The organism is Pseudomonas sp. GM_Psu_1, assembly GCF_026544185.1.
Taxonomy (GTDB): domain Bacteria; phylum Pseudomonadota; class Gammaproteobacteria; order Pseudomonadales; family Pseudomonadaceae; genus Chryseomonas; species Chryseomonas oryzihabitans.
Window position 1 is genome coordinate 43,505 of sequence record NZ_JALNUX010000009.1, and the last position, 21,032, is coordinate 64,536.

26 protein-coding genes are annotated in these 21,032 nt (G+C 61.3%); 11 read left to right on the top strand and 15 right to left on the bottom strand.

Annotated elements, in window-relative coordinates; all coding sequences use genetic code 11:
* Positions 1-208 precede the first annotated feature (208 nt).
* The 11 genes from OXS31_RS16020 to OXS31_RS16070 all read left to right on the top strand — a co-directional run bounded on the left by OXS31_RS16020 (position 209) and on the right by OXS31_RS16070 (position 5,307).
* Complete coding sequence (locus OXS31_RS16020; protein ID WP_267400358.1) at positions 209-505, top strand: hypothetical protein; 297 nt, start codon at positions 209-211, stop codon at positions 503-505.
* 214 nt (positions 506-719) lie between these two features.
* Positions 720-1,046 carry a HigA family addiction module antitoxin gene (locus tag OXS31_RS16025; protein ID WP_267400361.1) on the top strand — a complete coding sequence of 109 codons (327 nt, stop codon included), beginning with the start codon at positions 720-722 and terminating at the stop codon, positions 1,044-1,046.
* Positions 1,047-1,223, top strand: a complete 177-nt coding sequence (locus OXS31_RS16030; RefSeq protein WP_267400363.1) for a hypothetical protein — start codon at positions 1,047-1,049, stop codon at positions 1,221-1,223. It begins immediately after the preceding gene.
* 184 nt (positions 1,224-1,407) lie between these two features.
* The gene (locus OXS31_RS16035; RefSeq protein WP_267400366.1) at positions 1,408-1,665 is read left to right on the top strand and encodes an antirestriction protein ArdR; all 258 of its coding nucleotides are present in this window, start codon (positions 1,408-1,410) and stop codon (positions 1,663-1,665) included.
* 61 nt (positions 1,666-1,726) lie between these two features.
* Positions 1,727-1,924 carry a hypothetical protein gene (locus tag OXS31_RS16040; RefSeq protein WP_267400368.1) on the top strand — a complete coding sequence of 66 codons (198 nt, stop codon included), beginning with the start codon at positions 1,727-1,729 and terminating at the stop codon, positions 1,922-1,924.
* Between the two features lie 82 nt (positions 1,925-2,006).
* Positions 2,007-2,285 carry a hypothetical protein gene (locus OXS31_RS16045; RefSeq protein ID WP_267400370.1) on the top strand — a complete coding sequence of 93 codons (279 nt, stop codon included), beginning with the start codon at positions 2,007-2,009 and terminating at the stop codon, positions 2,283-2,285.
* 500 nt (positions 2,286-2,785) lie between these two features.
* Positions 2,786-3,466 carry a hypothetical protein gene (locus tag OXS31_RS16050; RefSeq protein ID WP_267400372.1) on the top strand — a complete coding sequence of 227 codons (681 nt, stop codon included), beginning with the start codon at positions 2,786-2,788 and terminating at the stop codon, positions 3,464-3,466.
* Entirely contained in the window at positions 3,459-3,902 is a 444-nt protein-coding gene (locus tag OXS31_RS16055) for a hypothetical protein (RefSeq protein ID WP_267400373.1), read from the top strand. The genes OXS31_RS16050 and OXS31_RS16055 overlap by 8 nt, the downstream gene beginning before the upstream one ends.
* 161 nt (positions 3,903-4,063) lie before the next feature.
* Positions 4,064-4,249, top strand: coding sequence for a hypothetical protein (locus OXS31_RS16060; protein ID WP_267400374.1), 186 nt, complete (start codon positions 4,064-4,066; stop codon positions 4,247-4,249).
* Positions 4,250-4,478: 229 nt separating this feature from the next.
* A complete protein-coding gene (locus OXS31_RS16065) occupies positions 4,479-4,931 on the top strand; it encodes a hypothetical protein (RefSeq protein WP_267400375.1) in 453 nt (150 codons plus the stop codon).
* A gap of 115 nt (positions 4,932-5,046) precedes the next feature.
* Entirely contained in the window at positions 5,047-5,307 is a 261-nt protein-coding gene (locus OXS31_RS16070; RefSeq protein WP_267400376.1) for a hypothetical protein, read from the top strand.
* A gap of 258 nt (positions 5,308-5,565) precedes the next feature.
* Here OXS31_RS16070 and OXS31_RS16075 read toward each other — a convergent pair whose 3' ends face one another.
* From OXS31_RS16075 to OXS31_RS16145, 15 genes are all read right to left on the bottom strand, one after another.
* The gene (locus tag OXS31_RS16075; protein ID WP_267400377.1) at positions 5,566-5,862 is read right to left on the bottom strand and encodes a hypothetical protein; all 297 of its coding nucleotides are present in this window, start codon (positions 5,860-5,862) and stop codon (positions 5,566-5,568) included.
* Between the two features lie 36 nt (positions 5,863-5,898).
* Entirely contained in the window at positions 5,899-6,120 is a 222-nt protein-coding gene (locus OXS31_RS16080; RefSeq protein ID WP_267400378.1) for a hypothetical protein, read from the bottom strand.
* Positions 6,121-6,130: 10 nt separating this feature from the next.
* Entirely contained in the window at positions 6,131-6,604 is a 474-nt protein-coding gene (locus OXS31_RS16085; RefSeq protein ID WP_267400379.1) for a hypothetical protein, read from the bottom strand.
* 56 nt (positions 6,605-6,660) lie between these two features.
* Complete coding sequence (locus OXS31_RS16090; RefSeq protein WP_267400380.1) at positions 6,661-8,802, bottom strand: hypothetical protein; 2,142 nt, start codon at positions 8,800-8,802, stop codon at positions 6,661-6,663.
* Positions 8,803-8,920: 118 nt separating this feature from the next.
* On the bottom strand, positions 8,921-9,250 hold the full coding sequence (locus OXS31_RS16095; protein ID WP_267400381.1) for a hypothetical protein: 330 nt from the start codon (positions 9,248-9,250) through the stop codon (positions 8,921-8,923).
* A 12-nt stretch (positions 9,251-9,262) separates the two neighbouring features.
* The gene (locus OXS31_RS16100; protein ID WP_267400382.1) at positions 9,263-9,823 is read right to left on the bottom strand and encodes a hypothetical protein; all 561 of its coding nucleotides are present in this window, start codon (positions 9,821-9,823) and stop codon (positions 9,263-9,265) included.
* 422 nt (positions 9,824-10,245) lie between these two features.
* Positions 10,246-10,905 (bottom strand): hypothetical protein, encoded by a 660-nt coding sequence (locus tag OXS31_RS16105; protein ID WP_267400384.1) that lies wholly within the window; start codon positions 10,903-10,905, stop codon positions 10,246-10,248.
* A 292-nt stretch (positions 10,906-11,197) separates the two neighbouring features.
* Positions 11,198-12,208, bottom strand: coding sequence for a hypothetical protein (locus OXS31_RS16110; RefSeq protein WP_267400386.1), 1,011 nt, complete (start codon positions 12,206-12,208; stop codon positions 11,198-11,200).
* 60 nt (positions 12,209-12,268) lie between these two features.
* The gene (locus OXS31_RS16115) at positions 12,269-14,020 is read right to left on the bottom strand and encodes a DNA cytosine methyltransferase (protein WP_267400696.1); all 1,752 of its coding nucleotides are present in this window, start codon (positions 14,018-14,020) and stop codon (positions 12,269-12,271) included.
* A gap of 180 nt (positions 14,021-14,200) precedes the next feature.
* Positions 14,201-14,503, bottom strand: a complete 303-nt coding sequence (locus tag OXS31_RS16120) for a hypothetical protein (RefSeq protein ID WP_267400388.1) — start codon at positions 14,501-14,503, stop codon at positions 14,201-14,203.
* Positions 14,504-14,733: 230 nt separating this feature from the next.
* Positions 14,734-15,045 carry a hypothetical protein gene (locus tag OXS31_RS16125; RefSeq protein ID WP_145156327.1) on the bottom strand — a complete coding sequence of 104 codons (312 nt, stop codon included), beginning with the start codon at positions 15,043-15,045 and terminating at the stop codon, positions 14,734-14,736.
* The gene (locus OXS31_RS16130) at positions 15,042-16,094 is read right to left on the bottom strand and encodes a hypothetical protein (protein WP_267400398.1); all 1,053 of its coding nucleotides are present in this window, start codon (positions 16,092-16,094) and stop codon (positions 15,042-15,044) included. The genes OXS31_RS16125 and OXS31_RS16130 overlap by 4 nt, the downstream gene beginning before the upstream one ends.
* 205 nt (positions 16,095-16,299) lie before the next feature.
* A complete protein-coding gene (locus OXS31_RS16135) occupies positions 16,300-16,851 on the bottom strand; it encodes a hypothetical protein (protein WP_267400400.1) in 552 nt (183 codons plus the stop codon).
* A gap of 1,808 nt (positions 16,852-18,659) precedes the next feature.
* Positions 18,660-19,580: a Fic family protein gene (locus tag OXS31_RS16140; protein WP_267400402.1), complete on the bottom strand. Its 921-nt coding sequence runs from the start codon at positions 19,578-19,580 to the stop codon at positions 18,660-18,662.
* Positions 19,577-19,795 (bottom strand): hypothetical protein, encoded by a 219-nt coding sequence (locus OXS31_RS16145; RefSeq protein WP_145156332.1) that lies wholly within the window; start codon positions 19,793-19,795, stop codon positions 19,577-19,579. Before OXS31_RS16145 ends, OXS31_RS16140 begins: the two co-directional genes overlap by 4 nt.
* Positions 19,796-21,032: the final 1,237 nt, after the last annotated feature.

The window sequence follows — 21,032 nt, forward strand, 5'->3', positions numbered from 1 at the left end:
CAGACGGTGGGGCGGAGCTAGAGGCCGCGCTGAGTGCTGTCCGAAGCGTGGTGCAGAAGAGCTGGAAAGCTCAGGGGGCAACCAAACGCCGGGCAGTGGTCAAAGCCGCGCTACGCATCGCTGCCGAGCTCGACTAGCCTTGGCAGGTGCGGCGCTGGTGGTGCAAGCTGCCCTCTCCAACCTGCCGGCAGTGCCAGACAGAGTCCCCATGACCGACGAACAACAGGCCGAGTACGACGCGCTTCGAGTGCATGCCGACGCACTGCGCAAGACTGCAGCGCGCGTCGAGGACCTGGCAGCCCAGGTTCGGGCCTGCCTGGACCCTGCCAATGGTCAAGATTTCTACCTGGAAACTGCGCGGCACAAGCTGTCCGCCGGCTGCGCCGCACTCATCCGCGTTGCAATGGCGCTCGATGCCCACGGCGAGGCATCGTTCGGAGCTGCCCGGCCTGGCGCAGATAGAGCGCCTGCTCAAGCGCCCTCTACCAGCAGGATGGACCAATGACCGGGAACCCATCGCGCATGATGGACACTGCTGCGACAGCCGCACTTCACGTGAGCGCGCGCGAGGCCAGCACCCTGCTGCGAACCCTCACGGAATCCGCCCCTCCCCCAGCCGGCCAACACAATGCGGCCCTGCGGAACCTCGTGGTTGCTGCAGACAGCCCCGCATCGCAGCAGGCCCACCTCGTAGCCGCCCACGCATGGGTACCAGGCGTATGAGCTCAACACAGCGAGTGGACCAGGGCCTGCCCCAAAACGGAATGCCGTACATTCACCCTGGCGAGGTCCTGCGCGAAGAGTTCATGGTTCCCGCGGCGCTGGGCCCGAAGGACCTGGCCGACATCCTGGGAGTATCGGAGCAGCTCATTGCCGATGTCGTTGAGGAGCGCTGCGGTGTAACGCCGGATCTTGCGCAGCACCTCGCCGGCGTGCTGAAGACGTCAGCGGACTTCTGGAATCGGTTGCAGTCGACCTACGAAGAGCGCAAAGCCAGCACCGGTGGTGAAGCTTCGTCTGACGGCAGCTCCGGATCGGGAGCCTAGGTGGGACCGATCCGGCAACAGCTCGGCGGCTCGCCTGCCTGGCGTGCCGGCTACCTGGCTGCGATGATCGGCTTGGGTGATCAGTGCCCCTACCCAGGCTTCACCGTCGACGCCATTGAATGGGAAGACGGGCACACGGTTGCGATGCGGCTGCTGCAGTACCTGCACGACGCATAGAGGCGGGCGAAGCCGAACAATAAGGAATAGTCCTATGAGCACACCTGAAAGAGCGCAAAGCGCTGCCGCCGTAATCGCGCAGGCAGAAGCCGAACTGGAAGCGCTGCGGCGCGATGCTGCCGCGCCGCCGCCCTCCGAGAGGTAGCAACTTGGACCTCGTCCGTCTATCTACCGGAGACACCCGATGACCGATAAACTGAGCAAGGTGCGGGACGTTGCCCGCCAGTATCGCAATGCCAATCCTCAGCGCGAAGGCGGCGTCGTCCTTATATGGCAGGGCAATGCCTATGGCTGGAAGAATTGCCTGCACGATGCCTCGCACGAGCAGCCAGGCGCCTATGCTGTGGACTTAGACGGCCACGTCTTCATGGCCGAGGGCGGCGATGCTTACAACGGCGCTAAAGCCTGGGTCGCCCAGCTAGAGCCGGCCACGTCTGCGTGATCTTGACCTGAGCCCTTTCTACTCTCCGCCAAGCCCCGGCACCGCCGGCAAGGATTCAACCATGTCCACCACTACAGCCCCGAACGCTGACGTTGACGATCTCCAGCAACTGTTCTCTGCTACCAGCGAGGCACGCGCGCTGTTGCAGAACATCGCAGAGATGGACGCCCTGCCCACCGGACGCCGAATAGACGCCTTGCGCGAACTGTCGGACGCCGCGGAGAACTTGGCCTGGCAGCTGGTCCAGGTTAGCGCCTGAAAGGGCTGCGCTTCCCGCCTAAAAAACGATCCGATCAATGTCTTGGCGGCCCTGGCCGGCTCTAAATCCGAGGTCTGCTGTGATGGAGAACTCTAAGCTTTCAACCAGCGATTGGGACGTCGCCGATTACCTCCAAACCGAGGAAGACATAGCGCTCTTTCTGGATGCAGCACGAGCGATGGACCCTAATGATCTCGCGTTCATGGAGCAGGTGACCAAGGAAGTGGCCAGGGCGCGCAGACTCAACGAAGCGCGGGCAGCACCAGATGCGGAGAGCCCCGAATGGACCGACCAGATGGTCAAAGACTCTGTGCGTATCGACGACCTCCCTTCGTCGCTGCAGCAGAAGCTGCAGGAGTAGCTTCCCCCAGTCGGGCCCCGTAATAGCACGTACAGCTACCGTCACGCTCCGGCTATCCAGGAACACCTCGCGGGCCGCGTTCTCTACGCCCTCCCCTCTCCGTCCGAAGCACTGAGTCAGTCATCCCCCACATTGCCCGCCCATTGCATGTACGCTTCTATAGACGTACACTGACCCCATCTTGCGCACGGAAACATCCCGCGCTCATAGCCTTCCGCCTTCAGCCCCACCGGTGCTTGGTGGCGATTGGTAAACACCCGCAAGCTCGCACAGGAACACGATTCAATGACGGGGACGGACAACCCATTCCAGGCTCAGCCGCGCTGCCATAAGCGGTTTGCGCTCCGGGAGCGATTACCGCGGTGAGTGAAGAGCGCCAGCGCCCCTTGCTGGCGTACGGAGCCGGCGCATAGACCCCGGCCAACTCCAGTCCTCTTCCAAGGTCCGGTACCGACGGCAGTGGCCATACCGGATCGATCCGCGTCTCCAGGAGCACACTCATGCTACAGAACAACCCACCCGCCTCCCCTCTGCGCGTCGTTGTGAACATGACGGACGGGAACATTCACGCTGTCTTCAGCGACCACCCGGTAGAAGTCGTGTTTTTCAGCTATTCGCACAAGGACGTCGCCGAGCACGGCCAGGGCTTCACAGATCCCTCCGGCAAGCCGGTCGCTCTCTGGATGGATGGCAGCGAATACCCAACCGAGGATGCTGCAACGGTCGATTGGTTTTTCGACCAGTACAAAGGCTGCACAAAAGGCGCTCGGGCGCGCCAGGCCGCGAAGCCGAAGCGCCCGCCTATGAACCGCATCCAGCAGGATCTGCACACGCTGATCGAGACGCTGCGCGACTGCAGTCGGCCTGGCCAAGACGTGCGGGAGCGGTCCGCCGAGGTGATCTCGGCGATGAGCGAGATCCACGGCATGCTCAGTGATGAAGAGGGATGCTCCGATCTCTGGGATGCTGTCGGCGGGGTACTTGAGCAGCACGGCGTCGGCCTGTTGCAAATGGATCACGAGCTCGAAGCTGAGGGCCTCAACGACAAGTACAGCGCCGGGCATGCCTGGGGCGAGCACCCGAAGTATCCGCGGGAGGATTGGCAAACCGAGGTTGCCAACGGCGACACCCAGGGCGGGTACTGGGAGTGGGTCTCCAACATGGTGGCCAACCATGAATAGCATCCAGCAGGGTATTCAAGCCGCCATCGAGCTTGCTCGAAAGGGACAACTGGACATCGCTCAGGGCGAAGAAGTCGCACGCTACCTCCAGCTCGCCAGCTTCACGCACGGATTGCTCAGCGATACCGCGCGGTGGAGTGCGGAAACCCTGGAGTGCATCGACCAGAAGTGCGAGCGCCTGGATCTGGACCTGTTCAGACCTGATGGACAACTCGATGCCGCAGGGCTGCAGCGTAAGTATCAGGGTGCGCTCGGTCAGGGCGAACACCCCAGTCATTCCCGCGAGTACTGGCAGGAGGGGTTGCAGAGGGCGATACCGACGCTGGGTACTGGGAGTGGTTGGAGCACAACCTGGACTGCGACGAGTAAGAGGAGCGGGGAGAGTCGCTGGGCATCATGCGCCCTGGCTGTCAGCCGTAGCGATCAGCAGCCCTGACCGGCACGCTCGGTCAGGGCTGGCGCTTGCATCAGCCCAAGTCGTGATACCTCGCCGCCGGCCTGGGGGCGTCATCCAGCTATGGATCGGAAACTCTCGTCCACAACGCTTTTGGTCGTGATTACTAAATACGAGTCCCATCAGAAATAGGGACTCATCCCATGACCTTCTCAGCCTGTTACGACCGCATCTGCCTGACAATCGGCGTAGTTTTCGCCGTCCTGCAGTACTACGCGCCACCTGTATCTCCTGCACCTGTTTCACCGCCGGCTATCGTCGTGGTGATCCAGGCCAGCCAGGTAATTCAGTCCTCGGAGGCACCCCACCTGATCATCCGCAGGCGCTGACCTAAAGCCTTCAACACGCTAGCCCACGGCACCTAACTGGTGCCGTACTGGCGTTGCGTCACTCAGCGGCTCAGGTCTTGGTGCAACCCAGCGGTCCATGTCCAGTCTTGTGAGCGAACTTGCCTCTGCAGCAGTTGATCCCTGCTGCAAAGGCGGTACGCTAGGCGGGCAGTGCTCGGTACATGGATACGGTATCGATGCTAAAACCCAATACCAATGGATTTCTATCTTGAAAAGCCTCTCCCGACTCGCGCTCACGCTGACGCTTCTCCCTTTCGCCGCGGTGGCTCAGAGCTACAACCTGCCGCAGCCGATTGAATCGAAAATGAAGGGGGACGTGATTCTTTGCAGATCGCCAGAGTCACTTTTCCTCTTGTACGAAGGCGCCTATCTGGCTACTAAAACACTTGGCGATCAGGTGTTCAGCCAATACTTTGGCAACGCTATTCGCATCCTCACGAGGTCAGAAGAGTGTGTAGAGGAGCGGCAGCCACTACGGGTCCGCGTTACCGGCTGGTCAACTATCGAGAACCCGCTGAAAGCGCCGAGAGGCTTCAAGGTCTATGGTCGCGTGCAGGTACCTGGCTATAAGCGGGAGCTGTACGCCATCGAGGAAAACTTGCCGGGCCTGCAGGATTGGATGCAGCAGGCTATCGAGCGCGACCGGGCCAATAGGCGGTGATGCCAGGCTAGTGGCTCGCCCGGTCGCCAGCCTGGGGCAACTTCAGATAGCGGCTTCGCCTGCAGGCGTCAAAGGCAGCATAATCACGACCTACATTCGCCAGTCCATCTCTGTTATGACCGATGAAGCCGCCAGTTCTGAATTTGATCGACTCTACTGGGCCGTGCGATCTGTTCGCGAAGAAATGCTTGCCATCGAGGCGACGATTGAGCAGAAGAAGCGGGAGATCGAGCTGGAGGAGCGCAAGCTGAGCGACCTTAAATGGAAGTGGTGGGATGCACAGCAAGCACTGGCGAATCGGGAACACAAGGAGAGGGTTCAGCGCCGACAAGACGCCGCCCTACGGGCCGAAATCAAGGAATGGGTACCGGACTAGCCCTGGGTCATGATCGTATGAGTAGTGACGAGATCAAGCTTGGCTGTCTGGTCTTTTTGATCATTATGGCGATTGGGGAAAAACTGCCGGCTGGGGTGGTGGCGAGATTCCCGAAACTTCGCGGCTGCATCAACATCGTCGGGTGCGTTGTGATCACTGTCGTTGCGTTCTTCGCTACAACTGGCAAGTAGCGCCGCCCCTCGCTGTCACCGCCAGGAGATAGACTACCTCGGGATAGCGCAACGGATCATCAACGCTTCACAGCTCTTCAGGCCGCCTCGCGACCCAGCCCTGAGGCGTGTCGTACGCGGACGATAGCCTCTCGTATTCGCTCAAGCATACCGACAGATCCCTGAAGCAGAAGCGCCGGCTATAGCCACCACCGTCCACCTGCAGACAGATCGCATAGGTGGTGATGAGCGAGATTACCCCGGCGTAGCTACCATCGGGTAGACGCTTCGCGCCCTTGAATCCGGCGCTTTCACGTAGCCACTGAGTGAGTTCGTCCTGCTGGCCGGGACCCTCCGGGTTGAGCGCCGCTTGCACCGTATTCATCGCATGCCTCACGACCAGGCGAATTGGCCGATATCATCAACCATTGCGCCTGGCATACACAGCACGCCCTCCGAAGATGACGACGGGGATCACGACCATCGCGAAGAGCTTCAGGATCGTGTCTCCATAAGCGCCTGCGATTTCTGACAGCGCCAGGTATTGTGAGACAACCCACTCGCCCACGGCATCGTTCTGAAAAGTACCTTTGCCAATTGCCACGCCCAAGGCGACTGCGAGCATCAACTTCCAAAATGGCATTGCGTACCTCCTATTGATCAATCTCTTTAAGGCCGCTGCGATGGATGACTTGCTGCAGCGCGTCGATCTCGTCTGCATAGGTGGGCTGGCCCAGTGCGAGAGTCGCAACGTCGCGTAGATCGCGGTCTTCCTCCCACGACGCTAACCACTCATCCCGCTCCCCGAAAAACACCGGAGGCCGTCCTTCAAACTGGTCACCAGTTACGTCGATGGCCAACCCGCTGATCTCCAGCCAGGCATGTGATTTCCCATCGCGATCAGCCCAAACCTGCTCAATCCCCAATCCGTATCGAGCGTTCAGATAGACGCCCAGGATAGTCGACGTTACCCCACAGCAGCCATGGGGGAAGCTCGTAAGCGCCCCAGGCAGGTTGCCCTCGGCGGCCAACTCATCGATACCCCGGCGAAACGCTTTTATCGTTTGGCCTACCCCTGCCCAGAGGGCTTCGCCCGCCAGGTCCTGTTGTGCGATCAGATCGTCCATATAGTGCTGCGTCATCAACATCGCCCCGGTTCGTTGAGTTGTGTCTATCGTGCAGGTCATCCTTCAACGCTTCCCCTGCTCACCGCAGCCCGCTTGTGGAATTCTTTTGCCTGCTGTTCCGCGAACGCCTCGATCTCTGTTGCCCTCGGGATCGGTAGCCCCTTGCGGCGGCGCAACGCCTTGAACGCCTTGAGACTCACGGGCAGGACGTATTCTAGAACGAGCTCGTCCCAGGGATTGCTGAGCCTGCTCAGTGGATCGATGCGGCTGAGGATGGAGTTACCCGTATAGACGTCAACCCCGCGGTGCCGCAGCTCAGGGGGGATATCGTCCAGCTGCAAGCCGGTGACAGTCATCAAGTCAAAGACCGAAGACACATCCAGCACGATGAAGAGCTGAGCCTGTTCTTCAGGGTTCACCGCGCACCGGTAGCAAGCAGCATCGAAATCGGTCAGATCCAAGGCTAGCGCCAACGATGGCTGATCACGATCCCGCCACGGTATGTGATGCATACGCGGAAGCCGGTACCGAAACCCGATCTCACGGTAGTCGGTGACGAAAGCGACGAACCCGCCCTTACCTTTGATTAGCTTGCCCTGGCCAAGCGACTGCAGCGCTGCCTGATGGCGCGGGGAATTGACGGCTATACGTTCGTGATCAAGCGCGAGAAGATCCTCGATCAAGTCGGGTACATGCCGCGCGGCTGCTTCATAGAACCAGCGCTGGAGTGCGTTCTTCCTTGCCTTGTAGTCCCCGCTCACCAGCCGGCGAATGACCTCCGCCTGGTTGTGGCGCGCCAGGAAGTGGCAATCACGAATGACGCGATCGGGCGTGGATAGAGCGGTTGCGGACAGACCTTCCAGGCGTACCGTCGGCAGAAGCCGTAGATCCCACTCATGAAGTCCACCCAGGTCCCGCCGAGTCAGCCTATGCCCTGCGTTGTGACGCTCCAACAGAGGCGTTTCGCCGTTCAGGGCATTAGCCGGCAGGTATAGGCACTCGTCCGGCACGCTGGCGGCGAAGCGCTCTTCCATCCAAAGGTTCGGGTTGTAGCGCCCCGCCCACTCCGGCTCGATGCTGTGCAGGAAGGTGGTATTCAGATCAACGCTAGACCGGGTTTCCAACCGGAGTTCGAATTCTGCCGGTACCGGCAGCTGTTCCTGGGCCGGCGCCCAGATGTGCGGAAGACGAACCATGGAGCCAGTTGCAAGCAGGGGCTCGGCAATGCGTTGCTCGAAGTAGCGCGCCCGGCATTGGTCGATGAACAGATGCAGCCACAGCAGATCCCAATCGTCCAGGTCAGCGAGCGATCCCAAGACGCGCAGATCGGTGTCTGGAGCAGCGAGCTCTGTCCGGGCTTCCCCAGGAATCGCCATTCGCCCGTTATCCGCCCACTGGATGTCGAGCAGGCCATACGGAAAATGGCTGTCGCCGATCCGCCGTTGGTTGTACCGGTCATTGCGGCTGCGCATGCGCGCTTCTTGCAGCGGGTGCGAGTAATTACCCTTGTCGGTGAGCGCCAGGATCCGCCCGCCCGTATTGACGACCATCACAAAGTAGCTGTCACTCACGTGCTCAGCCGCAATCAGGCACAGGGAATAGCCGACCGGAATGCGTTTGGCGTGGGTGATCAGTTCGTCAATCGAGTCGAACGTGAAGACCAGGCGGCTGACCTTTGCGATCGAGGCATCGCCCACCGGGCCATCGCGGACCATCAGGCGTGTCAGGCGGTCTATGCCGTGAAACGCATCCAAGCCAATGAAGCAGCCGCTTTGGCGCACCAATGCCATGGTCTGCTCGGTCAAGGTTTCAGGAGTGAGATCGCGGTAGTACGCGAGCGCCCCTGCACAATAGCGAAAGAACCCCTCAAAACGTGTCGATAGCGCGTCGCTAGCGAAGAGCTCGGCCATCCGCCCTACCAGGTCCAGGCGAGCGCGCAACCGCTCACTACCGTTCAGGTATTCGGCCAGGGTAAAGGTCTCAGCCTCGGCATACTGCTCGGACAACACTTTAACGACCAGAGCTACGGTGAGCTCATCACCGACTGCCTTCGCCTGTTTGACGCGCTCGTTCGCATCGTAGAGGTTGAAAGACTGGCCCCCCACGGTGAAGGTGTACGAACGGCTGTCCACCGGCTTCCCGGTCAGCGCCTCCCACATCTGCACGGCCTGGCCGCCAATACCTTGGTTTTCGCTCACAGCAACGGCTCCCTACTGTGTCTATGGAGGACTACGCCTTCACCACGTGCCGTGCGCGGCGCGCATTCGGTCACCGCGGGCGCTACCAGCATCCGGTAACCAGGGCATGTGTCCGACATCACTCGTCACCGACGACAACTGCAGTTGTGATGACCCTATACTCGCCGCAGTCGAGGATGGGCCACGGATGGCCTGACGCATCGCCAAGCGGGCTATCCGGATGGTTGCGCAGGAGCAGGCCCCTCGCCTCAATGGCGCGGCGGATGTCCGCCTGCAGGATCGCCTCGCCGTCGAAATGCCGGGTACCTTGCCACTCGCCGTAGCGGTCGCCAGTCAAATCACGTGCCGTTTCACCGGTGTCAGGCACAAAGGAAGAGCGATCGCCGGCGTACTGGCCATCGACCCACCAGGTGCGGCGTTCAACCCGAGCGGTTATCTGGATATTCATGTGCCGGCTACCTCAGACCGAAGTGTTCGGGCCGTACACCATCATGCGAGCGTTCCGGTATTCCTCTACCGGAACCCGTGCTGCTTTGCAGGCTGTATAGGCGCTGCTGTACTCGATGCTGTCGCGAGCCGTTTCTACGGCGGCGACGATGCTTTCGGCCTGATCACGGGACATGGCCGCCGGCGCGGTGGTGTTCGCAATACGGGCCAACGCGCGCCGATCGCCCAACACCAGAGAGGTACCGGATGGCAGCGCAGCCTCGAAGACGTGGCCAACGCTTTCATCCGAGCCCTTGGTTGCCAGCCAGTCGCGGTGAGCGTCCTCATACATCTCCAGGACTGCCTTGACTGAGTTGGCCAACCAATCGGCGGTAGGCTCGACATCGGCGAGGCGAGCCTCCTGTCGCAAAGCAGCGCGCAGGGAACCGAGGTTATCCTCACCGCACTCATCGTCGACCATCGCCCCGATGGCGTTGCCACGCAGGCGGTTCTTGCCGATGACCATAGGAACGAGGATGTGGAGACCAGGCGCGGTGGATTCGGTGGTAGTGATACTGGCGAGTTGGGTAGTCATCAGCGGAGTACTCTGAGCGGAGTTGATGCTTTAAATGTACGCCTCTAGAGACGTACAGTCAACTTCGTTATCTCCGTCACTCGGCAGCTCGAATATAGCGTCATTCCTTCGTATGCCTGCTATTCCTCGCGCGCTTATTACTTCACCCCAAACATGCGCTTGTGCATCAGCAAATCCTCTTTTCGAGTCGCTTGGTTCTGCTCCGAGCACGCTTCTGGCGCCTCCAGTTTCCGTTCGAGCAGAGCGCTACACACTGCATCCGCACGAACCAGATCGACCAGGGCTTGTCTGTCTGCCCGGTCAGAGCTTTTCGAGCAGCTACTGATTATCAAGAACAGCAGCACTACTGGAATCATTAGAAAAAACATCAGCTCTGTTCGAATCACTTTGAGGCTCCTTAGCGCCAGACAAATTGACCTTGTTCACCGGCGCGCCGGCTGAGAACACTGCCCCGAGCACAGCACCCACAGTCGCTTAATCGCATGCTGTACTTGCTCCTCCTGCAGGCGGCGAGCCTCATCGACATCACCATAGGGCTCACTGCCGAAATACTTCTCGGCCACGCGCCATCCCGCCGTCAGAACATCCCGCAGGATCCCGTCCATCTCCTGCTCCAGGAGCTCACGGCATGCTTCTCGCTTCGCATCGCACGCGTCGAGGTCTGCGTACATTGCCGTCAGGGCCCTGAGTTCGTGCTGCCAGTAGGCGCGCGTATCCTCAGCGTCCGGAGATGCCTGCCGCGGCTCCAACTCCACCAGACGCTCCAGCGCCGATATCCAACTGCCCCGGTGCGAACGCAGATTGTCAGGCTCGGCCGCTGGCACAACGACAGGGCAGAGAAACGCGCCGCGCCGATTGCCTACCCACAGGCCTTGCACAAAGGGATCCAGGTAGTGGCCATCGCTGGCGCGCGCCAGGCGTTCACCGTCCACCCGGCCTACGCCCTCGTGGTCGCTACTGGTCACCCAGGCCTCGAACGCCACCCGGAGCTGTTGCTCACCGAGCTCCTGGCTCGACTCCCCCAGGGTCCCGCGCGCGGGTCCAGCTTGAGCCTCGTCCGGGGCTCCATCTTGCTCGTTCATGCTCAACACTCCGTTGTTGCTTGGTTGCTTAGTTCGGTCGTCGATCATTCGAAAACCGTGTTTGCCAGAGCTCCTGAACAATGCCTAGTCACTGCTGGCCTCCTGTTCGCGCATGGCCCGCCGGACTGCCAGAACCTCAGCCATGACCTTCTCGTCCTGCGCAGCCTCGCACGGCTTGCTACAGGCATGCATGTCAGGCCCGCTCGCCATCCTGAGGGTACGGAAGCCGGTCCCGCACTCAGCACCGCACTCATCGCAGATGAATAAGGTCACCACGACTGTCCGCGTGTGCTCACTCATGATCAGGGCCCTCTGACTTAATCGGCGTGGCCACGTCATTCCCAGCTCGCTGGGCGCGGATCCCATCGAGCTGGGTAACCCGGTCGATGCTGGCGCGCAGATCGAGACCGCGGTGCTCACACCCGCTCCCGCCTGGCACGCCGGTCATGATGTAGCCACGATCCAGCCGCGCCTTGTCCTCGCGCAGCGCCGCATTCTCGGCCTGCAGCCGACGAATCTCCTCCAACGGCAGGTGGCCCCCTTCACTGACCGCGGCCCGTAGCGCCCGGAAATGGCCGAGGGTCAGGCGCAGGTCTGGATCCACGGGGCCGTCCTTCCAGGGCTCCCAGGTGTCGTCCTCTGCGGGGTCGTATGCGTCAACGACGGCAAGAAAGGGAGCCAGAACGTCCAGGGTGACGCCTGCAGATCGCTCAGCCTGTAGCGGGAGGGGAAGCGGCTCGCTATAGACCGGCGCGGTATGCAGCTCATCTGGAGATAGCTCGGCCACCACAGAGAGCGAACCCATGGAGCCTTCAGCCATACGCGCCAGGTGCTTGGGGTTGGCGTAGCCGATCGGCATGGCAGTTGCCGACCGCGCACCGCCGGCTGGAGATTGCACCGGCCAACCTGGCGCTGCTGCCATCGAACTGGCGGCCAACGCGGCGCGCCAGCCCAGGCCGAAGACCGCCGACGTGGATGAGATCTCGCCGCTGACAATCCTGGCATGTGCCGCTTCGTACGCGGCCACTTCAGCGGCATCGACTACAGATTGCGGCTGTTGGGCAATCACCGGGACCGGAGCGGCGTTCAGGCGCGCGTACAGCTCCGGGTCGTAGACGACCTTCTTGCGCGAACAGCCGCGACGGGCATCGGTAACCGTGTCGAACCCCTGCACACCGCAGTCGGGTTCGTCGGCAAAGAACCAGCCTTCGGCGAGCGTCACAATGATGCTGTTGCCCAGCTCTCGCTCATCGTCAACGTGCATGATGTGGTCGAGCGTCCGCAGTGCCTCAAGCGTCTTCATGGCGAATCTCCTGGTCCTTGCCGTGGCGCAGCGTTACTGCGCCAGTTCGTACTTTGCTTGTCATGCGGCGCGCCGCTCCTGGGCCAATCGCTTCCAGGGGTCATTCGCTCGGGCGAATGCGGCCATCGTGCCCGGGCTCACGCTGTTGCCACACATGTGGATCTGCTGAGTGAGCGTGAGCGGCTTGCCGTCATGGCCCCGATCGATGATGTAGGTGTCCGGAAAACCCTGAGCCCGGTAGAGCTCGCGTGGCTTGAGCATCCGCAAGCGGATGTCGACGATCACGCAGGGATTGCCGTCCACCCAGACGGTAACCAGAGGGCGCCCATCGGCGGTGAACAGCACCGGGCCGAACTCGCTGCCCAGTGCCCAAGCCTCGCCATCGGCGAGGTAGTGGGTCAGGAAGTCCGCGCACCACAACGCGCCGGCCAGCTCGTCATCGCTCAACGCGCCCCAGACCGTTTCCGCCGTCACCAGCGCATGGTGATCGCCACAGGTCTGGGTACCGAGCGGGCGATCAATCACGCCCGCGGCCGATCCTTTGCGCAGCGTGACCAAGTTGGCGGTTACCAGCTGCTGCTGGCTGCCGCGGTTGGTGATCGTGCTGATCGGGGAATCAGCCGCGCGGCTGTGGGTGGTGTTGTAACCGCCGTTGGCCTGGGCCAGGAACGCGGTGGCCAGCGCATGCTTCGTCCCGCCGGCGACGACCGTGCCCAGCGGTTTCTGCAGATCCAGCACCCGAGGTTGCTGGCCTTGCCGCTCTCCGTACCCAACCTGCACGAAGGTCGGCACCGCGAGTGCCAGTTCGCCACGATTGGCCGCGGTGATCGTGCGACACGGTTCGGTCAGGCTGTGCAGTCGGTCGCCGCCCTGATGGGTCAGCGGAACGATAAAGGGCCTGGCGCGCTGCAGGGACTCCTTCTGGATGCCTTTGGCGACCCGGCGATGCGTGGCGTCCGCCAGCGGGCGCTTGCGGGTGCGCAACGAAGTGCCCAGGTCACTCCAGTCGATGCACTCCGCGGCGGTCCGATAAGGGGCCATGCCCTTGGTCGGTACCGCCGCATGGGTCTTTTGGGGCGCCACTGGCGCATGACCGTCTGCCGTCGCAATGAGGTACAGGCGCTCGCGCGTGGTCGGATCGCCATAGTCGCAGTTGCGCTCGATCCACCAGCTGACTTGATAGCCAAGGCCTTCCAGGGCCCGGATGAACCGCTTCCACGTGCGGCCCTTGTGAGCCGGATCAGGAATGAGGAACTGCTCATGGCGCGGCACGCGCTCGCCGGGCTCGGCTACGGAGCCATCGAGCTTCACCACACGACCGGTAGCCTTGTCGCGCTTGGCGATCAGGCGGCCCCAGAGGGCCATCTGCCGCACGTTCTCCATGCTGATGACCCAAGGCCCCTGGCCGCGCTTGCGCAGCACGCCAGCCCACTTGATCACGACCCAAGCAAGGTCGCGGATCTCTTTCTTGCGCGGCTGGCCGCCGGCAGCCTGGCTGTGGTGCGTGCAGTCCGGCGAGGCGTGCAGCCACCCCACTACGCGCTTCATGACTGCAACCAGCGGATCGATGGCCCAGACGTTGTTGCGCAGGTGCAGCGCACCAGGGTGGTTGGCTTGATGCATGCTGATCGCCGCCGGGTCATGATTGATGGCCAACGCGACCTTGCGGCCCAGACCCATTTCGATCCCGGTACTGGCGCCACCGCCCCCGGCGAACAGGTCGACGATGATGGCGTCGTCGCCGGCGCTGAGCGGCAGCGCGTATTGGGTCTTGAACTCCGGGGCAGTAGCCGGGACACGGGCTTTCAACATGGCAGTCAAGATCGAACTCCTTTCGCGATCAGCAGCGGCTGCAAGGGGCCCGCGACGGGGCCTCTACCGGCCCGCAGGTGCCCTCGTTCCGCACACCCACGACCCTCAAGGCCTAATATTAATTCTGTTAAACAGAATTTACAAGCTGGGTAATTCGTCTGGCGTGGTGATCAGGAGCTCTTACGGGCCCCTGCCCTGCTCCACCTGCAGAAAGCGGCCGCGGATCGAGTAGCGCTCGAAGCTATTGGCCAAGACGTCGAGCGGCGGTCGGCGAAATGCGGGGAGATTCCCGTGAGGATCGAGCACGACAACGTCGTAGTCGGGATGACGCACTGCCACTGCCCAGTGCCAGCGATTCTTCGCACCGCGCCAGTCGTCCCGCACCTTCACAACGGCCAGGCCTTCCAGCGCATCCCACCCGCGCCAGCGGCGTTGCTCAACGAGCAAGCCTTTCGACGCGATCGCCCAGGCCAGTTCGGTCATGTTGGTCGAGAGGGGTGGCCGACCACAGCGGCGCTCGCCAAGGCCCAGCGTTACGAAATGCGCGCGGGCCCTGTCGTAGGAAACCCCCGCTACCATCGCAAGACACGCGGCACCGCAGCCGTAGGCGTCCTCCTGGGTCACCTTCGCCGGATGCACCCTGGCGGCCCAATCCGTCGGCGGCGCGTCGCATGCTGCGTGCTGCAGGCTACCAACCGCTTCCAACTGGGCTGTCACCGGCGCGCCCTGCCAGACGCGCTACGGCGCGATAAGCGGACAGTGCTGATCGAGTTCTTGTGGATGATGGTCGCCGGGCTTTCGGCCGAGCGCCGGCGGACGCGGCGAAGCGTGTCGATGATCAGCCCGAGGTAGGCGATCACCATCACGCCACTCAGCACCAAGTCCGCCCAGGCCTCGCGCAGGTAGTCGGACACAGAGAGATCGGTCACCCACAGTGGCCACAGGTCCTGGAGGACCATGTAGGCGACAACGCCGGTCAGGATCAGCCACAGCAGGACCATCAACCATCTGGACTTGAGCTTCATGGCTTAGCCACCTTCACCGGGGCGTCATCATCAGCGGCAACCATGCGGACGTTGTCACAGCCTGGCTTCAAGCAGCCGATCATCAACGCCTTCTTGCCCCAAGCCTTGTCACCACAGGTAGGGCACTGGAAGCGAAACCGGGTCTTGGGTTTCACCGCCTGGCTGAGATCGATCCCCATCGCTTCAAGCGCATTACGGTCTGGCGCGGCGAGCTGCTTTTTTTTCGGCCCCTGTTGGGTCGGTGGTGTCGCTTCCGGCCCAGGCAAGCCGCCTGAGGGCTCAATGCCGCCCAGTTCTGCGATAGCCTCGCCCAGGCCCTCGCCGAGACCGGCCGGCACCAGGTCGCTGAGCGTTTCCCTCAAGCCGGGTGCTTCGGACGCCCCTTCCGGTACAGACAACAGCGCATGCTCCGCGCCAGCAGCTGCAGACAAGCCTTCCGCGGCGGTACCCGCCTCACGGGCGGCAGCCGAGACGAGAGTCGGCCCGGGCGCGCCCGGGTCTTCCTTGGGGTCACCGGTTAGAAAGTCGATCTGCGAAGGCGGTACGCGGTCGACCCAACTCAGGCTAAAGCCATTGGCCAACAACGTGGCGCAGGCCCGATCGAACGGTCCATCCTCGATGATGTAGTGGCGCACCTTTTCGCCGGTCATCCTGCCGCCAGGCTCGCCGGTGATCGTCGGCATCAGCCCGACCTCCTGCATCCACTCAGCCCACTCGGTGTTGCGGTACCGCCGGCGGCCAGGCGTCCCGGTCAGGTGCTGCCTGAGACTCACCATCTCGCGCACGATGATGCTCAACGTGTACTGCAGAGGGTTCACGACGAAGTGGCTCGGATTCAGGGCAATCTCATGCGAACGCACGCCGTCCTGGTTCGAGTGCATGAAACGGTCGGCGTTGAAGTACCCGTCGCTATCGGAGTGCCGCTGCAGCGTCAGGAGGCAGTGGGGCAGCTCTCCCTTCCACAGCTCCCTGTTGAAGTGGTCGTAGGCGCTTTCGAGCTCAGGATAGGTGTCTTGCGTAGGATTAACTTCGGCGCTGGATGCGTCCATGCGCGCTCTCCTCGCGGCGCGAGGCCGCATTTCGTATATACGATTCCAAAGTGAAAACGCGGGTGATACTCAGATACAGAGCGGGTTTTGGCCGACTGCAGCCGCGGGGAGGCTGAATGTGCATGGCTGCTACCTCGCTGCGTTCCAGGCCTGTCGCGGTGCAGACATCGGCAATGAGCTAAGGCGGCCCTCCCCTACTCCCACGCTACACAACGTGCACATTGGGAGACGCCTCGGGATCGGGTTCGTCAGGGACCCGGTGTGTAGGGAAGACGGAGGCCTGGCCACCAACCTCATGGGAAAAGGATCCAGACAGCTCATTGCGCCGGCGGCCATGGATCACGAGCATCCAGCTTTCGGGCTGGACATCGGCGATACGGCGCAGCGCTTCGGCGGCATGCCAGGTAATGCGTCGCCGCGATTGCCAGTTGGCGCTGGCGCGATCTGAATAGGCGCACACGCCATAGCGGCCCGTGAGGCGGACGGCTACGGTACGCCACGGAAGGTCGTACCAGGACGGATCTTGCTCTTGGGAGACGAGCCGGCACAGCTGCACGCCCAGCCGGCGCGTTGTGAAGAGCGTGAATCGCTCTACGCGAGATGAGGTTTCGAACTTTGCATTGGCCGGGGCGGAATGAAGCCGTTCAGTGGACTTGTAGAGCCAGCGCGATAGCCGGGAGCCAGTATTGGCGCAGGGCAAGCGCTGCGTCGGAAAGCTGACGTCAGGCTTGTCATCAGTATCAAGATGTGATTGCATGTTCAGCAATACCAAAGGCGTTATCAACCTACTCGGTATGATAACACTGCACCGTGCGCTATTTAGCAATAGCGGGGTGAATCTCCCCGTAGCACGTTGACGACTCTGGATCAGCTGGGACCACCTGGCGGGCAGATCAGTCCTTCTCGAAGCGCTTGTGCTTCACCCGCGGCCACCTTGCGCCGCATTACATCTCAGTCGTTCGCTACCCCGCCTTAGGCCGGGGCGCCTCGTGCTGCCTTCGCTCATCCCGAAGGTGGCGAACGCCTGCGCGAATACTGGATAAATGTACAGGAGCTAACGCCCGGGCAAAAAGAAACCCGGCTCGCATGTACCTGAGTGCTGTGGAAGGCGGCTCGGGGGGCACAAACATAACCGGGGAGATGGCACTTGGTCTGTTAGGACCGTGCGCTATTTAGCAAGGCCATATTCCCACCACTGCGAAATCCCGTCAATGGGTTTTTCGCACAAACTGCGAAATGAGCACGGTCTTTTTTCGCAGCGCCCCCTCCCCTCCTCTCTACAGCCAGGCGCCGCGCGGGCTTGGGCCCCTTTTCGGGCACCCAACATGGCTGGAATTGCAGATTGGCAAAAGCGCGCGATCGAGCGCCTGGAGGAGTTTCGCAGCAATGCGAAGGCTCTGCCAGCGCTCGCGTATGCGCGCTATGCAGCTGCTCAGCCAAGCGGAATGTCGTCCGCCGTGAGCTCCGGTCCTTTCGCACTGCGAAAACGTAAGCCTCACCTGATGCACTCCCAGCACAGGGATAGCTGCATCGCCGTTCTCCAGGTGCTGATTCAGCGTATGGATCTGCAGTCGTTGAGGGTGCTGTACGTCAATCCGAAGTACAAGATACGAAGGAATATGTATGTACCGGAGCTTTCTCGGCTGAGTGGCGTCTGTAGCAGGACTGTCAGTCGTGTACTTGGCAGCCTGGAGCGATCCAGGTACCTCATGCGCACTGCGACGAAGCAAGGCGCGACGATGCTCTTGTCCCATTCGCTATTCCGGGATCTGAACGTAGATGTGTTCCTGGGTCGGTTGATCCGCAAGCTGAAGGGACTTGAGAAAGCCAAATCGCGCACTGGAAAAGGTGCGCAGGGCAATCAGCGAGTCCGAGTGGGCCAACCCGCACTTACGAGTACCCCGCAGTTTTCGCACCGCGAAAAACCCTCTGAAGAAAGCGTGAAGCTCCGCGAGGGTCTACCCACTGACGAGAGCCGGGCAATCGCCCAGGCGGCCCTCGCCCAGCTACGACCGCGACGAAGGCCGCCGCCCGGCTCCTAGCGCCGCGTTTTTTCCCCTGTTCAGCAGCTCCCACTTTTAGTGGGTTGGGCACCCTATTGCCTCTTCGTTGGCCCGACGAGTTACGCACGCAGGAAATGGGCTTGCGGATACGCAAATTGCTTTCCACGCCTGCGCAAACCCGTGACAAATCAGCCTGAAGCGCTTATCTGGAGAGCTCATAGCCAATTTACCCACAAGCGGCAGATAAAATACTGTCAGGGCCTCCCCCGGATATCTGTCACCCATAGTCTCTAAAAGAAAAAGAATCTGTTCCTTGAACATCTGCTGTTTGCAGCAAGAAGAGCGAAAACAGAAAAGCAGGCGCAAGGCTGGTAAGGACCGATCACGCGACTTGAGCTCATCTAGATGACCAGCACACTCACGCAAGGTTGCGGTACCCGGACGTTGCAGACCTACAGGTAGGAAAGGTCCCTACATCACTGGGAGCACCTCAAGCGTCAGACCACTTTTCGCAGCGCGAAAAAAAAGGGAGCCATGGCTCCCTTGTTCACTGCGGCCTCAATCAGCTGGTGCCAGGCGAACGGATCCCTGGGGCAGGATCGCTACTGATTCCTCGCAGACGCTCAAGAGTTGTATTCAGAACGGCGCTATGCGCAGCGAAATCCTTCACTCCCGATTTCGCCTCGTGCGCAATGCTGGTACTCGCCCAATCCCTCACCGTAGGTTGGCCTTGGCCGAAAGCTGACAGATCTGCTTTCAACTCATTGATGCTTCTGTGGACCGCGGCGATCACCTGTGATTGTGAAAGACCGATCATGGCGCTCAGCGGTGCTACCTCGGCAGTGATGCCAACGCGTTCAGCCACTGCCTTTACTCGATTACCCATGGCGTCGGCGGAAAACTGCTCATAGAGATCGATCGGCTTGAGCACAGCGCGGAAGAGGTGACGCATCCCAGCAGTGTTTCCCTTTACAGCCTGGACCTCTGCAGCCTTGAACGCATCGACCGGAACGTCCTCCCAGTTGAGCTGGAGATCGTGTGACTCAGCGTACTTGTCCAGGAAGAAGCGCGCTGTCCTGGCGTTGCCATCTGGGAACGGGCTAACGGCATATAGGCGGCTATAGGTGGAAGCTAGGCGATCAGCCAGTTCAAGGCGATTGAGCTCGCTCGGCTGCACCTTGCGTAGATCGGACAGGATCCTGTCAACCTCCAGGGATACGAGGGCCGCCGGCGCAACCGACTTCGCCACGCCGTTGCCGACTTGAATTTCCGCAGTGCGAAAATCTCCGGCCCAGGGATACATGTCACCAAGGAGGTGAGCGTGTACGCGCTGCAAATGCTCGCAATCAAAGTTTCCGTCAGGCATGCCCTGCAGCGCGGCCAGGTTCGTGAACATGGACTCCGCCTCGCTGATTACCGCCTCATCGGTGATGCCGAAGTTGTTGATCAGTTGTACCTTGCGGAACGGATTGAGCCCGCTCATTGCCCGGTACCTTTCTCCAGGCCCATTGCTGCGATGATGGACTGTCGGGCTATGGCCGGATCAAAGTCAGGGGAGGTGGCCTGCATGAGCAGTGAGGCCATCGCGCTCTTTGCGCGCTGGGACTCCAGGGTGACTCCCGACAGGGCCTGGCTACCAATTGCACGTTCGAGGCGCGCCACTCGCTCAACAGCTTTGTTCTGCTGCGTATTCATCATGTTGCTCCTTGGTTCGATGGGCTTCGATTTGCCTGGGGCTGGCGATCTTTGTGCCGACTGAGCAAATCGCCAGAGGTGAATATTTCGCAGTGCGAAATATCAGAGTGTCTTCATCAACGACCATAGGTCCTAGGGGTCCGCTGTTACCGCACGGAGCAGTCGATGCCGACCAACGCATACGGGTACTCGCTACCAAAAACGGTCCGCAACGACCGTCGTGCGGTCTCGCAGGGCCAAGGTGGGAAATGAAGTGGCAGCGGACGGAAAGCTTCGAGACGGCCAATCCGGTGACCGGGCCTATTTTTCGCACTGCGAAAGCCGGTAATGCCCTACGCGGGGCCAGGGTGATTCGCCGAACCGTTGCGCGATTGAGGCGACCTGGTTGAACGGAAATGGAACGCGTCAATGGTCGACCATGCATGCCGCAGCCAGTGAGGCTGGAAAGGGTTAGTCGTGGCCTGGCCGTCTTTTCAACCAGGCACCGAATGAGCGACCGCCGCGCCTTTCCGCTTTTCGTAACGCGGCACACTCCGGCACCATCCACCGTAATGACCGGTACCTGCTTTCGCAGTGCGAAAATGAGGGGCATGCCCCAGGACCTTCGTAGCGTGTAGCTAGAGACGTCAGCTCGATGAGCGATTGGGCGACGGAACATGGTTTGGCTCCCGCCGGTCCTGAAACCCAAAGCGCCGGGCAATAGTTCGATGGAAGAATACTGTACCATGCTATTTAGCGCCGTACAGCTGGACAAGGTCACCGGTCAAGGGCAATATCAATTCCGCCTGTCCTGCAGAGAATAAGGACGTTTTGGTTTGTACAAACCAAAAGGCCAGAGTTGATGCTCTCAGGCCCGCGTCCAGTTCCTCCTTTCCTTCCTACGCGGTGCCCAGCCGCTCTCCCACGCGGAGGGCACAGCTACATGGCTATCGCACACCTACCTTCCGTGGTACCCCTAAACCGTCTGGCCAGCGCCACTACGCGGTAACCCCTCTGGCCCCCTGGTGTCGATTCCTCGACCTGCTGCGGGCAATGTCCCGGAAGTCTTAATTCAAACAGGCCGTCGCCCGATACCCTTGGGGCTCAGTGTCCAAGCCCACCGCCTCACCACCGAAATACCGCCGCTCTTGTTTCCGTGGCTGGCGTTATCGTCGCGCCAACAGTGGAAGACGCGGAGCCCGGCGGCCAGGTCTCGGAAGGCAGCGACTTCCAGACCAGGTCTGCACTACGAAGGGTATTG

Excerpts from the sequence above, each read along its gene's own strand:
- OXS31_RS16070 (WP_267400376.1), top strand. The coding sequence starts at position 5,047 with ATGACCGATGAAGCCGCCAGTTCTGAATTTGATCGACTCTACTGGGCC.
- OXS31_RS16045 (WP_267400370.1), top strand. The coding sequence starts at position 2,007 with ATGGAGAACTCTAAGCTTTCAACCAGCGATTGGGACGTCGCCGATTAC.
- OXS31_RS16055 (WP_267400373.1), top strand. The coding sequence starts at position 3,459 with ATGAATAGCATCCAGCAGGGTATTCAAGCCGCCATCGAGCTTGCTCGA.
- OXS31_RS16050 (WP_267400372.1), top strand. The coding sequence starts at position 2,786 with ATGCTACAGAACAACCCACCCGCCTCCCCTCTGCGCGTCGTTGTGAAC.
- OXS31_RS16085 (WP_267400379.1), bottom strand. The coding sequence starts at position 6,604 with ATGGACGATCTGATCGCACAACAGGACCTGGCGGGCGAAGCCCTCTGG.
- OXS31_RS16035 (WP_267400366.1), top strand. The coding sequence starts at position 1,408 with ATGACCGATAAACTGAGCAAGGTGCGGGACGTTGCCCGCCAGTATCGC.
- OXS31_RS16135 (WP_267400400.1), bottom strand. The coding sequence starts at position 16,851 with ATGCAATCACATCTTGATACTGATGACAAGCCTGACGTCAGCTTTCCG.
- OXS31_RS16110 (WP_267400386.1), bottom strand. The coding sequence starts at position 12,208 with ATGAAGACGCTTGAGGCACTGCGGACGCTCGACCACATCATGCACGTT.
- OXS31_RS16140 (WP_267400402.1), bottom strand. The coding sequence starts at position 19,580 with ATGAGCGGGCTCAATCCGTTCCGCAAGGTACAACTGATCAACAACTTC.
- OXS31_RS16105 (WP_267400384.1), bottom strand. The coding sequence starts at position 10,905 with ATGAACGAGCAAGATGGAGCCCCGGACGAGGCTCAAGCTGGACCCGCG.
- OXS31_RS16125 (WP_145156327.1), bottom strand. The coding sequence starts at position 15,045 with ATGAAGCTCAAGTCCAGATGGTTGATGGTCCTGCTGTGGCTGATCCTG.
- OXS31_RS16120 (WP_267400388.1), bottom strand. The coding sequence starts at position 14,503 with ATGACCGAACTGGCCTGGGCGATCGCGTCGAAAGGCTTGCTCGTTGAG.
- OXS31_RS16115 (WP_267400696.1), bottom strand. The coding sequence starts at position 14,020 with ATGTTGAAAGCCCGTGTCCCGGCTACTGCCCCGGAGTTCAAGACCCAA.
- OXS31_RS16100 (WP_267400382.1), bottom strand. The coding sequence starts at position 9,823 with ATGACTACCCAACTCGCCAGTATCACTACCACCGAATCCACCGCGCCT.
- OXS31_RS16075 (WP_267400377.1), bottom strand. The coding sequence starts at position 5,862 with ATGAATACGGTGCAAGCGGCGCTCAACCCGGAGGGTCCCGGCCAGCAG.
- OXS31_RS16025 (WP_267400361.1), top strand. The coding sequence starts at position 720 with ATGAGCTCAACACAGCGAGTGGACCAGGGCCTGCCCCAAAACGGAATG.
- OXS31_RS16130 (WP_267400398.1), bottom strand. The coding sequence starts at position 16,094 with ATGGACGCATCCAGCGCCGAAGTTAATCCTACGCAAGACACCTATCCT.
- OXS31_RS16145 (WP_145156332.1), bottom strand. The coding sequence starts at position 19,795 with ATGATGAATACGCAGCAGAACAAAGCTGTTGAGCGAGTGGCGCGCCTC.
- OXS31_RS16080 (WP_267400378.1), bottom strand. The coding sequence starts at position 6,120 with ATGCCATTTTGGAAGTTGATGCTCGCAGTCGCCTTGGGCGTGGCAATT.
- OXS31_RS16095 (WP_267400381.1), bottom strand. The coding sequence starts at position 9,250 with ATGAATATCCAGATAACCGCTCGGGTTGAACGCCGCACCTGGTGGGTC.
- OXS31_RS16020 (WP_267400358.1), top strand. The coding sequence starts at position 209 with ATGACCGACGAACAACAGGCCGAGTACGACGCGCTTCGAGTGCATGCC.
- OXS31_RS16040 (WP_267400368.1), top strand. The coding sequence starts at position 1,727 with ATGTCCACCACTACAGCCCCGAACGCTGACGTTGACGATCTCCAGCAA.
- OXS31_RS16060 (WP_267400374.1), top strand. The coding sequence starts at position 4,064 with ATGACCTTCTCAGCCTGTTACGACCGCATCTGCCTGACAATCGGCGTA.